Source organism: Microcystis sp. M169S2 (assembly GCF_020245865.1).
In the GTDB taxonomy this organism is placed as follows: domain Bacteria; phylum Cyanobacteriota; class Cyanobacteriia; order Cyanobacteriales; family Microcystaceae; genus Microcystis; species Microcystis ichthyoblabe_A.
On sequence record NZ_JADBUB010000203.1, the window covers coordinates 1 to 14,920 of the forward strand.

The 14,920-nt window shown below is 43.7% G+C and carries 11 protein-coding genes; 5 read left to right on the forward strand and 6 right to left on the reverse strand.

What is annotated here, in order from left to right:
* A partial coding sequence (locus IM485_RS19165; protein ID WP_287745032.1) for a calcium-binding protein occupies nucleotides 1-1,066 on the forward strand: 1,066 nt, incomplete at its 5' end.
* Nucleotides 1,067-1,376: 310 nt separating this feature from the next.
* Here IM485_RS19165 and IM485_RS19170 read toward each other — a convergent pair.
* Together IM485_RS19170 and IM485_RS19175 are read right to left on the reverse strand one after the other, a co-directional pair.
* Entirely contained in the window at nucleotides 1,377-1,832 is a 456-nt protein-coding gene (locus tag IM485_RS19170; protein ID WP_104395260.1) for a peroxiredoxin, read from the reverse strand.
* A gap of 49 nt (nucleotides 1,833-1,881) precedes the next feature.
* Complete coding sequence (locus tag IM485_RS19175) at nucleotides 1,882-3,576, reverse strand: ABC-F family ATP-binding cassette domain-containing protein (protein WP_104395259.1); 1,695 nt, start codon at nucleotides 3,574-3,576, stop codon at nucleotides 1,882-1,884.
* A gap of 135 nt (nucleotides 3,577-3,711) precedes the next feature.
* Between IM485_RS19175 and IM485_RS19180 the strand changes: the two genes are divergently transcribed.
* The gene (locus tag IM485_RS19180) at nucleotides 3,712-5,355 is read left to right on the forward strand and encodes a CocE/NonD family hydrolase (RefSeq protein ID WP_287745033.1); all 1,644 of its coding nucleotides are present in this window, start codon (nucleotides 3,712-3,714) and stop codon (nucleotides 5,353-5,355) included.
* Here the strand turns inward: IM485_RS19180 and IM485_RS19185 are convergent.
* The 3 genes from IM485_RS19185 to IM485_RS19195 all read right to left on the reverse strand — a co-directional run bounded on the left by IM485_RS19185 (nucleotide 5,338) and on the right by IM485_RS19195 (nucleotide 8,838).
* Nucleotides 5,338-5,913: an Alr1449 family protein gene (locus IM485_RS19185; RefSeq protein ID WP_004268100.1), complete on the reverse strand. Its 576-nt coding sequence runs from the start codon at nucleotides 5,911-5,913 to the stop codon at nucleotides 5,338-5,340. The genes IM485_RS19180 and IM485_RS19185 overlap by 18 nt on opposite strands.
* A 110-nt stretch (nucleotides 5,914-6,023) precedes the next feature.
* Nucleotides 6,024-6,983: an aldo/keto reductase gene (locus IM485_RS19190; RefSeq protein ID WP_104395257.1), complete on the reverse strand. Its 960-nt coding sequence runs from the start codon at nucleotides 6,981-6,983 to the stop codon at nucleotides 6,024-6,026.
* A gap of 358 nt (nucleotides 6,984-7,341) precedes the next feature.
* Nucleotides 7,342-8,838 (reverse strand): SLBB domain-containing protein, encoded by a 1,497-nt coding sequence (locus IM485_RS19195; RefSeq protein ID WP_104395256.1) that lies wholly within the window; start codon nucleotides 8,836-8,838, stop codon nucleotides 7,342-7,344.
* A gap of 130 nt (nucleotides 8,839-8,968) precedes the next feature.
* Here IM485_RS19195 and IM485_RS19200 point away from each other — a divergent pair, with 130 nt between their 5' ends.
* On the forward strand, nucleotides 8,969-11,167 hold the full coding sequence (locus IM485_RS19200) for a phosphoketolase family protein (protein WP_104395255.1): 2,199 nt from the start codon (nucleotides 8,969-8,971) through the stop codon (nucleotides 11,165-11,167).
* Between the two features lie 72 nt (nucleotides 11,168-11,239).
* On the opposite strand, the gene IM485_RS19205 is transcribed toward IM485_RS19200, so the two are convergent.
* Nucleotides 11,240-12,169, reverse strand: coding sequence for a 2OG-Fe(II) oxygenase (locus IM485_RS19205; RefSeq protein WP_287745036.1), 930 nt, complete (start codon nucleotides 12,167-12,169; stop codon nucleotides 11,240-11,242).
* Between the two features lie 84 nt (nucleotides 12,170-12,253).
* Between IM485_RS19205 and IM485_RS19210 the strand changes: the two genes are divergently transcribed.
* Together IM485_RS19210 and IM485_RS19215 are read left to right on the forward strand one after the other, a co-directional pair.
* A complete protein-coding gene (locus tag IM485_RS19210; RefSeq protein ID WP_287745038.1) occupies nucleotides 12,254-13,381 on the forward strand; it encodes an ABC transporter permease in 1,128 nt (375 codons plus the stop codon).
* Nucleotides 13,382-13,467: 86 nt separating this feature from the next.
* Nucleotides 13,468-14,703: a glycoside hydrolase family 10-like protein gene (locus tag IM485_RS19215; protein WP_104395252.1), complete on the forward strand. Its 1,236-nt coding sequence runs from the start codon at nucleotides 13,468-13,470 to the stop codon at nucleotides 14,701-14,703.
* The last annotated feature ends 217 nt before the right edge of the window (nucleotides 14,704-14,920 follow it).

Here is a 14,920-nt window from a genome sequence, read left to right on the forward strand (position 1 = left end):
CAGCTATACGGCCATCTTCACGGCCGACGATGCTGTGGAAACCATTGGCTCGGTGTCCGTGGCAGCCGATAGCTACACCGATATTGCCGGTAACAATGGTGGAGCGGGTACGGATACGGTGACGATTGACACGCTCAATCCGACCGTGGGCATCACCTTCGACAACTCACCGCTCACCAGCCAGAACTTTAGCACCACAGTCACCTTCCAGTTCAGCGAAACCGTAAGCGGTTTCACCGCTAGCGACGTGACCCTGACCAAGGGGGTGCTGAGCAACTTCACTAGCGTTAACGGCGATACCTACACCGCCACCTTCACCCCTACTGACTTCCAGTCGCCAACGGGAACAGTGGCAGTGTCCAACGACTATTTCGATACCCTTGGCAACCAGGGTGTTGCCAATTCCGCCACCATCGCTATGACCGTGGGCGGCGGTCTTGACCCGAATGATGGTCCGTCTGGAGGCGATAGTGTGATTGGCTCAGGTACAATTGGCGCGGATTCCATCACCGGATCAACCGGTAACGACAACCTTAGCGGCCTCGACGGCAACGACACCATCAATGGCGGCGACGGCAATGACACCATCAACGGCGGCACTGGCGCCGACATTATCAGCGGCGGCACCGGCAACGACAACATCATCGGACTCGGCGGCTTTGATCTGATCTACGGCGGATCCGGCAATGATACCATCAATGGTGGTAATGGTAATGACACCATCGTCGGCGGGTTCGGCAACGATTCCCTCACCGGTGGCGGCGGCGACACCTTCCGGTTTCTGAGCATCTACGACCAGCAGGATGTGATCACCGGTTTCAACGACACCATCGTGTTCGATATAACCGGTGCCAGTGCCTTCACGTCCCTGGGTAGCGGGGCTTTGGGAACCACAACCTACACAGGTGCAATTGCTGGCGGTTACCTCACCTACAGCGGCGGGGTACTCTCCTACGATGCCGATGGCTCTGCGGGATCAACCTTCAGTCCGTTGGCGATTGTCACGTTGACCGGAACTCTCACCCCCACCCTCTCCGACACCAACGTGCTGTTCCAGGCGCTCTAGCTCAAGCAGGCATTCCCCGCCTTATTTCTCTAGCCCTTGCTGGCCATTATTGCGGGGAATGTTCTTAACTTCTTCTGCTCTGCACCTGCTGGTAATGATTTAGTAGTAGTGGTGAGCGATATTGCTTATCGAAAAAATCGGATCTAAAACCTCGCCTTAAGGCGAAAAGTTTTTGGAGCGGGGCATAAATCCCCGTTACAAAAACAGCCTACGTTCGGCCGAAGCCTACCCCCTGCCTTCGTTAACGGATAGATGTTTTAATTTCTTCCCAAGTAATTATCTGATCGGGATTTCTTTCATAATCATCAACTTAAAAAGATTTAATCGTGTTTAAAGATTCGGTAACGTGAGCTTTAAAATCTAACATAGAATCAAAAATATGTCTGACGATTCCCTGTTTATCAATGATATAGGTTACTCGTCCGGGGAGGACGAACAAAGTAGAGGGAACACCGAATAACTTCCGCACTCGGTTATCGCTATCACTTAAAAGAGTGAAGGGAAGATTATATTTTTGGGCAAATTGTTGATGAGATTGGGGACTATCGGCACTAATACCAATAACTTCCGCACCCGCATCGGTAAACACTTCATAACTATCGCGGAAAGCGCAGGATTCTGCGGTACAACCCGGAGTATCATCTTTGGGATAGAAATAAATTACTAGGGATTTTTTACCGATTAAATCGCCGATATTAACCGTTGCCCCTGTTTGGGAAGGGAGAGAAAAATTGGGAACTCGATCGCCTACTTTTATAGCTGCCATAAGATTAATTAATCGATAGATAATAGTGGATAGGGTGATACTTTACATTCTAACCTTTTTTGGCCTTTTGTTTAGCGCGTTTAGCGGCAGCTTTAGCCGCTTTTTCGGCTTCAATACGTTTTTGTTCGGCTTTTTGTTTTTCTTCGTCTAGTTTTTCTAGATAATAGTGATAATCTCCCGCATAGACAATTAATTCGCCATCCCGAATCTCGACAATTTTGTTAGCTACCTGGGAGATAAAATAACGATCATGGGAAACAATTAAAACCGTGCCTTCATAAACTTTTAAAGCCGATTCTAACATTTCCTTAGCGGGAATATCGAGGTGATTAGTGGGTTCATCGAGAATTAATAAGTTAGCGGGAGCAAGTAACATCTTGGCCAAAGCAAGACGCGCTTTTTCGCCACCACTCAAAGATTCTACTTTTTTTAATACCGTTTCCCCACTGAATAAAAATCGCCCTAAAAGACTGCGAACTTCCACATCTTTCCAATCGGGAACTTCATCGTGAATGGTATTTAAAACAGTTTTAGTTAGGTCTAAAGCTTCCGCTTGGTTCTGCTCAAAATAACTAGGAATAACATTATGTTTACCGATTTCGATCGAGCCTTCTGTGGGAGCTTCTAAACCAACAATTAAACGCAAAAGCGTCGATTTTCCCGCACCATTCGGTCCCAAAAACGCCACTCGATCGCCCCTTTCTATTTCCAGATTTGCTCCCAAAAAGAGAATTTTATCATCGTAAATGTGAACAAGATTTTTAATCGTTACCACTTCTCGTCCACTACGCACTGCTGGAGGAAACTGGAATTTTAAGGTACGCACATCGGCGATTGGTGCTTCAATTTTTTCCACCTTTTCTAATTGTTTTTCCCGGCTTTTTGCTTGGGTACTGCGGGTGGCACTGGCCCGGAACCGATCAACGAAAGCTTGCTGTTTTTCTAGTTCTTTTTGTTGACGTTCGTAGGCACTTAACTGAGCGGATTGTTGTTCGTATTTTTGCTGTAGGTAGGCAGAATAATTACCTAAATAAGTGGTAGAAACTCCCCTTTCAGTTTCGACAATTTTGGTACAGAGACGATCGAGAAATTCCCGGTCGTGGGAAACTATGACCATGGGAGTAGTTAAATCCTTGAGGAATTTTTCTAACCATTCAATGGTTTCTAAGTCTAAATGGTTAGTGGGTTCATCGAGGAGTAAAATATCGGGAGTTTGTAGGAGAATTTTGCCTAAACTCATCCGCATTTGCCAACCACCACTAAAGGAACTTACCAAGCGATCGCCGTCATCAATAGTAAAGCCCATTTCTGGTAAAATTTTCTCGATGCGTGCTTCTAATCCATAACCATCTAACCCTTCAAATTGTCTTTGTAAGCGATCCAATTGATGAATTAAGCGATCTAATTCTTCGGGATCGGCTTTTTCCATGTGCTGGGGAATTTCTATTAGTTGATGGTGGACTTGATTCGCTTCTTGAAACACCGTCCAAAATTCCTCGCGTACCGTCCGACGGGGATCCACTTCAAATTCTTGGGTAAGATAGCCGATATGGAGACTGGTAGGACGGATGATCTCCCCGGCGGTGGGTTCCACTTCCCCCATAATAATCTTCAGTTGGGTGGATTTTCCGGCCCCATTGACTCCCACCAACCCGATGCGATCGCCAGTTTTTACTTCCCAAGTGACATCTTTTAACACTTCTCCCGTCGGGTAAATCTTACTAATTCTCTCTAGTCGTAGCATCGCTGATTTTTCTCCAGTCCTAGGCAGTTGAGGCAGTCCGCCTTTATTGTAACATTTAGTTAAGCTTTATCTGGTCTTGGTCAAGTTTTCTCGATTGAGCCACCTGACAGTATTTTTGATCTGAAAGAGATAATAATGTTTAATCCCTACCCCATAAAAAAAGAAACAGCTAGTTTGATCACCAAAGATGGAATTAGTTTAGCTGCCGATATTTATCGTCCCGATAGTAGGGAATCTTTGCCCATTTTACTAATGCGACAACCCTACGGAAAAGCGATCGCTTCTACGGTGGTTTATGCCCATCCTAGCTGGTATGCACGTCAGGGTTATATTGTAGTAATTCAGGATGTTCGGGGCCGGGGAAACTCGACGGAAAATTTTAATTTATTTGCCCATGAAATTAGCGACGGATTAGAAACTATTGAATGGGTTTTAACTATTCCTAATAATACGGGTGTGGTGGGAATGTATGGTTTTTCCTATCAGGGAATGACCCAATTATATGCCGCTGCCAATGGTCATGATGCTTTAAAAACTATTTGCCCAGCGATGATTGCTCACGATTTATATCGAGATTGGGGCTATGAAAATGAAGCATTTAATTTACAATATAATCTCGCTTGGGCAATACAATTAGCTGCGGAAACAGCTAGATTAAAAGGGGACGAAACTGCCTACCAAAAACTCTGGGCAGCTTCCCGAAATTTACCCCTTTTTGATCCTATTGCTGCCTATCCCCAAATTTTACAGGATTTAGCCGCCGATTCTTTTTATCACGATTGGATTACTCGTTATCTTCCCGATGACTATTGGCAAAATTTATCACCGCAAAACCTTTTAAAAAATATCGATTTACCGATGTTACATATCGGGGGTTGGTTCGATCCTCATCTCCGGGGAACTTTGAGTTTATACCAAGAAATGCAAGCGCGTTCCATCTATCCCCAACGACTAATTATTGGTCCTTGGACTCATCTACCCTGGGGGAGAAAAGTAGGAGAGATAGATTATGGTCAAGAGGCAATTAGTCCTGTGGATAAAATGCAGCTGCAATGGTTTGATTATTTCTTAAAAGGTCAGGAAACGGAGTTATTAAAAAATCCTCCCCTGTATCTATTTCAAATGGGGTCTAATCAATGGCAATATCTGGAAAAGTTTCCCAGAGAAAATCAGCAAATTTATTATCTTGCTAGTCAAGGTTTAGCCAATCTGCGCGAGGATGAGGGGAAATTAAGCGCGATTTTGTTAGAACCTGCGATCGAGGATATCATAGTTCACGATCCTTGGCGACCAGTGCCATCTTTAGGAGGTCATAGCGCCCTACCGGGGGGAATATTCGACCGCACCATGCTAGACTGTCGCAGTGATGTGATTACCTACACTTCTCCTCCCCTAGAGAAAGATTTAACGATTTTGGGTAGTCCCCGTCTGGACTGTTATTGTCAAGCAGATGCGGTTAGTTTCGATATCTGCGCGGTGGTTTCTCAAGTTACCCCCGATGGTCGAGTTTTGAATATCACTCAGGGTTATAAACGGGTAAATAATCCCGAATCGCCCCTAAATATTGCCCTACAGGCCACTTTTATCACTATTCCTCAAGGTCATAGCTTGCGTTTGAGTCTCAGTGCCTCTTGCTTTCCCGCACATCCCGTCAACGCGGGAACCGGCAGCTATCCCCACGCAAGTCGAGCGATCAATTTTTCTACTATCACAATTAAGGTTTTTTGTCAAGGAAATTTTCCTGCAAAATTGCTATTACCTTTAGTCGGGGAAAGCTAAACCGCTGCGGGGATCGCGAATGTATAAACCTAACACCAGCGAGGAGATAACCGTATCCCAGACGGGGGTGAATTTTTCCGCATCATTGACCCAATAATCCATAGTAATTAAACATTGAACCCCGGAACCGATGCCCACGGCAATGCGCGAATAAGCGGGTCGATTTTCTTGGGGGTCGATGAATTGAATTTGCACCCAAACAATGCGGACAGTTTGGCGTTTTTCTTGGATAACTTCGCCGATTTCGTGAGGATTGCGGCTATCTTCACGAGCTAATTTTTTGACCATTCCTTTTAGGGGTAATTCTTTCCAATCTCCGGGGGGAAGTAAATTATAGGAAACCTCTAAACGACAATCATCATCGGGAGGTTTTCTATCTAAAAAACGAAAGGAATTATCATCAGGTTCAAAATGCCAATCTTGAGGAACTTCAAAGCGCACTGCACCGCGACCAGCTACAAAAATACTGTTACCCGGACTAGATTTCCAGTTATGATCTGGATTTAAGTCGAGGGTTTCTTTGATCCATTGCAGATTGTGTTTTTTGGACTTAGCCATAGGTATAATCCTGCGGTAAGAATCGAACTATACCTATCATTATACAGGCTTTTTCCTGAGAATTAACCAAAGCTTCTGTCTTCACCCTTAAGATAACTGCTGTATAATTTTTAGAAATCCCACAGCACAGGATTATCATCCAAGAAATCAGTTACCTGTTTACCAATATTATCAATTAATTTTAGGTCTTCTGGGGTTAAATTAATTGTCATTGCTTGAGCGTTATTAACTGCCTGAGCGGCATTTCTTACCCCAGCAATTGCATTAGTTTGGGGTTGCTTAATTAACCAAGCCAGAGATAATTGAGCTAGGGAACAACTATAGCGGTTAGCAATCGGTTCTAATTGAGTTAAAGCCGCTTGTACTCTCTGAAAGTTTTCGCCATGAAAGAGTTTATTTTTAATTCTATGGTCTTCCGCTGCCAACTGATAACCGTTTCTAAATTTTCCTGTTAATAAACCTTGGGCAAGGGGAGAATAGGCCAGAATAGAAATATTATTGTCTATACAATAGGGCATAATTTCCTTTTCTACCGAGCGCCAAAACAGAGAATAGGGAGGTTGAATACTCTCAATTCTGCCGTATTGACCAGCTTCTTCCAGTTGAGAGCGGGAGAAATTGGAAACCCCTATAGTGCGAATTTTTCCCTGTGCTTTCAGATAATTAAGAGCGGCCATAGTTTCAGAAATAGGCACTATTTCCGTGTTCCATGAGCCACTGGGCCAATGAATTTGGTAAAGATCGATATAATCGGTTTGGAGGTTTTTTAAAGAGCGATGGCAAGCTGCGATAACTTCCTCGTATTTGAGGTGATTAGCAAAGACTTTGGTGGCATAAATTACCCGTTCTCGCACATCGGCCAAAGCTTGAGCGACAATCGATTCCGAGTGACCTTCCCCGTAGATTTCGGCTGTATCTATAGTGGTAATTCCTGCCTCAAAAGCGGCACGAATAGCCTTAATACTTTCCTCATCTTCAATACCTGCCCACATCTTTTTTCCTGCTTGCCAAGTACCCACGAGAAGGGGAGTAATTTCTATATTAGTCTGACCGAGATAGCGTTTTTGCATAACAGTTTTTTTGATGGGTTAAGTATGCTTAGGGTTTTAGTCGAGTTTAGGGTTTAAAATCTCAGCTAAAGAGGACTAAAGTGACAAGGATAAAAACCTTTACCAGTAGGGGTGTAAAGAACAAACTTAATAAGCCACAAAAAAGACCTAATAAGCAGGTACTGAGGCTAATTATTTCGCCGTGAACATTGTAGCTAATCGACAGAGAGATTAGGGCTAGAGTAAGGAGAAAAATCATAGTTTTCTTTCCTGAGTCTCTTGAGCAGAAAAGCCGTGACTGCTCACGACTTTTCGCCGTTTCTATATCTATTATTAGCTCGATTACTTAGCTAATGACATCCGGGTAAAGTAAACTTTTTTAACGGAAAAGATTTAAAAATCCGTTGAAGAGGCCTGTCAGACCGGTAAAGGGACTTAAAACCGTGCCGAGGGTGTCGGTGGCAGAGGCCAGATTGCTACGATGAACCACAACCACATCATTATTGCGGAGAATCGGGTTAGTTTTCTCGTTGATACCCTGGGAAAAATCGATGTTAATTGAGGTTTTGGTGACGGTCCCGTTAGGATTGAGACGAATTAAATCCACTGTGGACTGATTAGCGCGACGCTTATCAAAGTCTCCTGCGGTTAAAATTGCCTGATTGAGAGGGGTATTGGGAGGAACTTCAATTGTCCCCGGTCTTTTCACCTCCCCGACCACTTTTACGTTAATGGTTTTAGGGGCAAAACTGGCCGATGCTAGGGTTTCCGATTCTTTGGCCGAGATTTCAGTAGCGGTGGGGATAATCACGGTATCCCCTTCTTGAAGAAAGATATCGCCGGTCATATCACCTTTATCGAGCAAACTCCACAGATCTACCGGGATTTTCTGCTGGGAACCGTCACGAGTATAACGCAGCACTTGCACCTGTCGGATATCGGCGAGGGGTTTGATGCCTCCCGCTTGTTCGATAGCTTGCGTTAGTCGGGCCGGTTTCCTGGTGCCGCCGCGATCTTGGTCATTATTATTGTTATTATTGTTGGCAGTGGGGACAATGCGATGGGACCCCGGACGATAAACTTCTCCCACCACAGTAACATTAATTTCTCGATCGCTATCTAGTCCAAAATTGGCATCGGCTAATTGATTGACTTCCCCGACGCTAAGGGTCGTTTTAGTGGGAATAACGATGCTATCGCCATCTCTAAGGCTAATATCTTGGGTTGTATCGCCTTTTTGGATTAATTGCCAGAGATTCGCTTGTATTAGCTGTTCTTGTCCCTTGAGGTTGCGTCGGATTTGAACTTGACCAATATCGGCCACCGTAGTCACTCCCCCCGCTTGCCGGATTATTTCGGTCAATAGGGGCGTTTTTTGGCTTTGTTCGGGGTTAATTGTATAGGTACCCGGACGATTGACTTCCCCCGCGATGGCGATTTGCAGAGGCCGGGGGGTGAGAACGCTAACAGTAACCACGGGACGTTTGAGATAGGTGGTGTAACGTTTGGCAAGGGTTTGGCCGGCTTCGGTGACGGTCATTCCTTCCACTTTGACGCTACCAATGAGAGGTAAAGTTAGGGTTCCATCGGCTAAAACAAGGAAATCGCCGCTTAAATCCGCCACTTGGTAGATGGTGACGCGCACTTTATCCCCTTCTCCTAGGGTGTAATCTTTGCTTTCTCCGGGGATAGGCGCAATCGCTTCTTTAGGGGGTGCAGCGCTACTAGGAGGATTAGCTTGGACTGGGCGAGCTTCTAAGGAAGTTAGAGGGGCAATAGTGCCGATAATTAATAGATAACGTAGGGATTTACTGATTAAATCCTGCAATTGGTTGCTATTTAACATGATCAATAGGATTAATTTTATGGTTAACATTGGCGATCAGTGTAGCACAAATAGTCGATCGCCTATGGAAAACCCCTGTAATATCGCATCTATCGAGAGTTACCGCTAACTGTAAGATAGTTTTAATGATTGCCTGTATGTAAAGGGGTATATTAATTTTATGACAGCTACTAGCACAATTCCCGATTTTTGTCAAGGAATAAAATATTTTGGGGGTTCCTTACCCGAATTTGATAAATATGCAGGAAAAGCCGCTATTGCTGAGGGAAAAACCGCTATTAGTGCCGCTAATGACCCGAATGCTATCTATCAAACCCTCCTAGCCGCCGATGCTTTGCGTTACCTCACCCTACAAATCACCGCTACCAAAGAATCGGGACACCCCGGCGGTTTTGCCAGCGCTGCCGACGTGATTGCCTCTTTGATGATGTTAGGCCAAAAAAATATTTTCACCGAAGTGGGCCATCATGCCCCCGGTTTTTATAGTAACGTCTTTCTCGATCGCTCTCTCGAAGCCATGGGCATCAGCAACGTCACCGAATTGGGAGAACGTTTTCGGGAAAAACACGGACTTTTAGGGCATCTTTCCGGACAAATCCCCGGACTTCTTGGGCCGGCCGGTCCTTTGGGCCAAGGACAACATTTCGCCATGGCGGCGGCCAAATTACACCCTAATACCCTTTTCCCTGTGACTATCGGGGATGGTGGTTTAGGAGAACCCTACATTATGAGTAGTTTTGGTCATTTTCACACTGCTTATCCAGAAATTACCAATTTTCTGCCAATTTTAGTTTGGAATGGCTATTCCCAAGAACACCATAGCATGGTGTCCCTGAAAACTAACGCCGAAATGGAAGCCTATTGGCGCGGTAATGGTTTCGAGGAAGTGATTCTCATTAATGCCAAAGACTTCGATGATGCTAATCAAAAAGGGGAATATGTAGATAGCACCAAATTCTCTTTTAACCAGCGTCTGGAGTTCATGAAAGCGGTGTTAATGGCCACGGATAAAGCCGCCCAATTAGCCCTAGGTGGTAAACTAACGGTGATCATTATTAAACAACTTAAAGGGGCGGGAGTTCACAAACGGGGAGCAGCTTCTCATAATCTTTATCCAGGCGATTCTTTGGAAAAAGATTATATCGTTACTGCCTTACAAGAACGCGCTTTACCCCCTGAAGCTTGGGCAATTGTTCGTACTAATTTCGAGCGCTCTGGAGGCGGTCCGGCAGCAGAAACAGTGGTGACGGAAAAAGTCTTCCCGCTGCCGGATTTAGGAACCTTACCGATGACGGAATATACTGTGGGTGGCGATAAAAAAGTGGCCACCACTGCTATGGGGGAATTAGTGGTAGCTGTGGGTAAAGCTGACCCCAATTTTGTTGTCACTAATGCTGATGGTAATGCCGCTTCGGGAATTAATAATATTAACGTCGGTTTAAAGATTATTCACCCCACCACCGATGATGCCTATTTCCAAGCACCTAACGGTCAAGTTTATGAGCCTTTAAGCGAGGATGCCTGTGCTGGATTAGCCGTCGGTTTATCTCTCTTGGGAGGGCGGACTTTATGGTGTTCCTACGAGTCTTTTGCTATCAATGGTTTACCGATTTGGCAGACTGTAACCCAAGCGATGGCCGAGTTACGTCGTCCCACCCCTTCTACTATTACTTTATTCACCGCCGGAGCCTTAGAGCAAGGGCGTAATGGTTGGACACACCAACGCCCAGAGATTGAAAATTATTTCGCTGCTATGATGCGAAATGGTAATATTTTCCCTCTCTTTCCCTGCGATGCTAACAGTATTCAAGTCTGTTATGAATGGGCTTTAGGAACCAGCAATAAAGGCATTACAATCACCGCTAGTAAATCGCCTTTACCGGTGCGAACCACCTTTGAGCAAACCCATCAAGCTTTAGAAAAAGGCGGCGTAATTCTCCAGGAATCGGAAGGCAGTAAAAAAGTCGTTTTTGCCGTCATTGGTGATATGACTTTATTACCCGTCTTTGAGTCTGCCCAACAGTTAGAAGCAGCGGGAATCGGTGTAAAAATCGTCTCGGTAATTAATCCCCGTCGTCTCTATCGTCCTAGCGATGTGATGAGTGAAACTAGCTCGCAAGCGGATAATAATTTCCTCGATGATGCTGGTTTTGACAGTCTCTTTGCTGGTGATGCTTTAATCGGAGTAACCGGTGGTACAAGCGCCATGTTAGAACCGATTATGTTACGCAGTAATACCCGTCGGGATGTCTTCGCTTGGAAACGGGGAGAAACCACCGCCAGCGCTGGGGAAATTATGGCCTATAATGGCTTAACTGCCAATGCTTTAACTGCGCGTGCTACCCAGTTATTAGGCTAAGTTCCCAGTCAGTTTTTTTGATTATTCCCTACTTTCTTTGATTGGAAAGTAGGGATTTTTTTCTGGTCACTTTTACCAACGGGGTAAACTTTTAATAATTTTCCATAGGCGAGGGTATTGGAGAGATAGATAGCGCTTAATATGGGATTTTAAACTAACTAAATCCTGAGATTCTTTCAGTTCTCTATCTTGATAAAAACGAATTAAATCATCCCGTCTTTTCAGTAAAATTTTAATTTGTTGGTAATCTTCCGAGCTTAAAACTTGATGGGGTTGAATATTTTCTGGCAGCGGGCGCGGGATGTAAAAAGTTGTATGAGATGGTGATAATTCCTGGTTCGGACGTTCTTTAGTATAGAGATAGATAGAAAGAGATTTCCGGGATAAATGCCGTTGATTTTCTGGTAAATTAATCTGAGAAAATCCATGCCATGAATGTTCATTGGTTTCAAAAATAACACAACGATTAAAGATAGGGACAAAAGATTTAATCTTATTTTCTTCTGGTTGACGTGGATTGGAATGTAACTCTAGATTACCTCCCCAATCTGCTTGCCATTGGGGATTTAAATAGATTAATAAATTCAAGCGGCGATGATACCAATGACGCTCATCGAGGTTAAAATCAATGTGAGGGTCTAATTCTTGACCCTGTAAATTTTCGTGGGTTCCACCCCCATAAAAACTAGGGTCTGGAATTAAATTATCAATACCAGTTAATTGGGAAATTAACTCTAAAAACTCTTGAGCTTGAATGTAGCGGCCAAACTGTTGATAAACACCCCCTAAACCGATTAAATCCTCATTAACCGCCTTCCCGCCAACTTTTCCTAACTCACTAATGGCTTTTTGCGGATTAAAACTGGGAAAATTTTCTAGCAAAATTTGCGCTTGCTCCCTCACTAAAAAATTATCGATGACCAAATGCTTAAACGGTTGCGCTGTCTCAAAATCTTGACGATAGACAGGAGATTTCTCATAAACAAGGGGGTTGATAAACATTAGACAGCTTTTTTGTTGGTATGATAAATTGTAGCAATCAAACTAGCAAAATAAAGATTAACTCTCCTATTGACCTCATCGCCTATGGACTGGTGGCACAAACTCAAAGATAATCCTCTCGCCCGTTGGGGAGCAGTTTTACTGTTAATCTTCTATTTAAGCGTAATAGCGGCGGATTTTGTCGCTCCCTACTCTCCCTACTCCTCCCAACCCGGTCAGTCTCTCCTCCCTCCCACCCAAATCTTTTGGCGCTCGCAGTCGGGAAGTAACAAGGGTGAGTGGATTGGCCCCCACGTCTATCCCACCACTCAAAGTGCTATTAATATAGAAACTGGTGAGCGGAAGCTAATGAGAGATTTTAACAAACCCTTGCCGCTGCGTCTCTTGGTTAAGGGTGAAACCTATAATTTTGGTCAAATTCGCCTACCTTTGCCACCAAAATGGGATGAAGTAACTTTATTCCCTGGTATCCCTTTTGATCTCCATCTGTTCGGGGTCATCGGCGATGGTAGAATCAATATATTGGGAACTGACGAATCGGGACGCGATAGTTTTAGTCGCTTGATTTTCGGGGGCAGAATTAGTTTATTTATCGGTTTGGTGGGGATTTTAATTTCTTTCCCTATCGGTTTATTTGTCGGTGGCGTTTCTGGCTATTTTGGCGGTTGGTTAGATGCGATTTTAATGCGTTTTGTGGAAGTTTTAATGACTATCCCCGGCATATATTTACTCGTGGCCCTAGCGGCCGTTTTACCCGCAGGATTAACCAGCACCCAGCGCTTTTTATTAATCGTCCTGATTACTTCTTTTATCAGTTGGTCGGGATTAGCGCGAGTAATTCGCGGTCAAGTTTTATCCCTGAAAGAACAGGAATTTATCCAGGCCGCTAAAGCTATGGGAGCAAAACCCCTTTATATTATTCTGCGTCATGTGCTGCCCCAAACTGCCAGTTATATCATTATTTCTGCTACGTTAGCCGTGCCGGGGTTTATCGTGGCCGAATCGGTTTTAAGTTTAATTGGTTTGGGAATTCAACAACCAGATCCTAGTTGGGGAAATATGCTTTCTTTGGCTACCAATGCCTCAATTATTGTTCTACAACCCTGGCTAATTTGGCCACCTGCTTTGTTAATTATTCTCACCGTTTTAGCTTTTAATTTACTCGGTGATGGTTTACGCGATTCTCTAGATCCTCGCAATTTAGAGAGATAATTTAGTTATTTTAACAGTCAGGAGGCGGTCGTCAGGAGGCAGCTTTTATTTATTATCCCCACTTCCCCACTTCCCCACTTCCCATTATGAATAAAATCAGTAAAACCTTTAATAATTTCGCCGATAGTTTGGTGATTTATAGTCAAAGATACGGGAAAATAAGCTGGTTAATATTTTTAATTATCTTTGCTTGTATCATGACGATAACCTTTAATTATCCGGCACAATCCAGCAATCAAACCCAAGAAAAACCCGAAATTCGTGGAGTTTGGTTAACTAATATCGATAGTGAGGTATTATTTAAACCAGAAACCCTAAAAGATGCCCTTGATAGGTTGGCTGATTTAAACTTTAACACTATTTATCCCACGGTCTGGAATTGGGGTTATACACTCTATCCTTCTAGGGTAGCAGAAAAAGTCACAGGACGAGCGATCGATCCCCATGAATCTTTAAAAAATCGTGACTTTTTAAAGGAAATGATTAGCCAAGGTCATCGGAAAAAATTAAGAATTATTCCCTGGTTTGAATTTGGTTTTATGGCTCCCGCGGATTCAGAATTAGCCAAACGACATCCCGATTGGTTAACCCAAAGACAGGATAAAAGTGTGATTTGGTGGGAAGGAAAAGTGCATCAACGGGTGTGGTTAAATCCCTTACATCCGCAAGTACAAAACTTTATTACCGATTTAGTCAGCGAGATTATTACTAACTACGATATAGAAGGAATTCAGTTTGATGACCATTTTGGTTATCCCGCCGATTTTGGCTATGATGAAACGACGATTAAACTCTATCAAAGGGAACATTCTGGACAATTACCACCGCAAGATTACCAAGATAAAGCATGGATTCAATGGCGGGCCGATAAAATTACTGACTATATGAATACTTTAGCCCAGACGATTAAAAAGCACCAACCTACGGCGATTATTTCTCTATCTCCTAATCCCTACACTTTCTCCCTAGAATCCTATCTTTTAGATTGGCAAAAATGGCAACAAAAAAACTTGATTGATGAGTTAATAATACAAGTGTATCGAACTGATATGAACGCCTTTGACTGGGAATTATCCCAACCAGAATTACAGCAAGCTAGAGAATCTATCCCCGTAGCTATTGGGATTTTATCTGGTTTAAAAGGTCGTCCGATTCCGATGGTTAATATTACTCAACAAGTGGAAAAATCGAGACAAGAAAATTTTGGCGTTTCTTTCTTTTTCTACGAAACTTTATGGAATATCAGCAATGAATCTCCTTCCTATCGACGCAGGATTTTTCGGGAAATACTCCAGTCTGCTAATCCAGTGGTGATTCGGTAGTAGTGATGACGGCTTAATCCTTTGCTTTGCTGTGCATTGTAGTCATGGATAAAATACCAAAGGGTTCCCCAACGTGATTAGACCTCTTGCATAAATCCGAAAACAAACGATAGAAACAATAATGGGAGGGACTTTCAGTTAATTATTTATTAGTAGTTGATAATCTTCAAAAATGTTGCTGTAAAAGGATCGACTTAAGACTTTTGCAAGAGGTCTA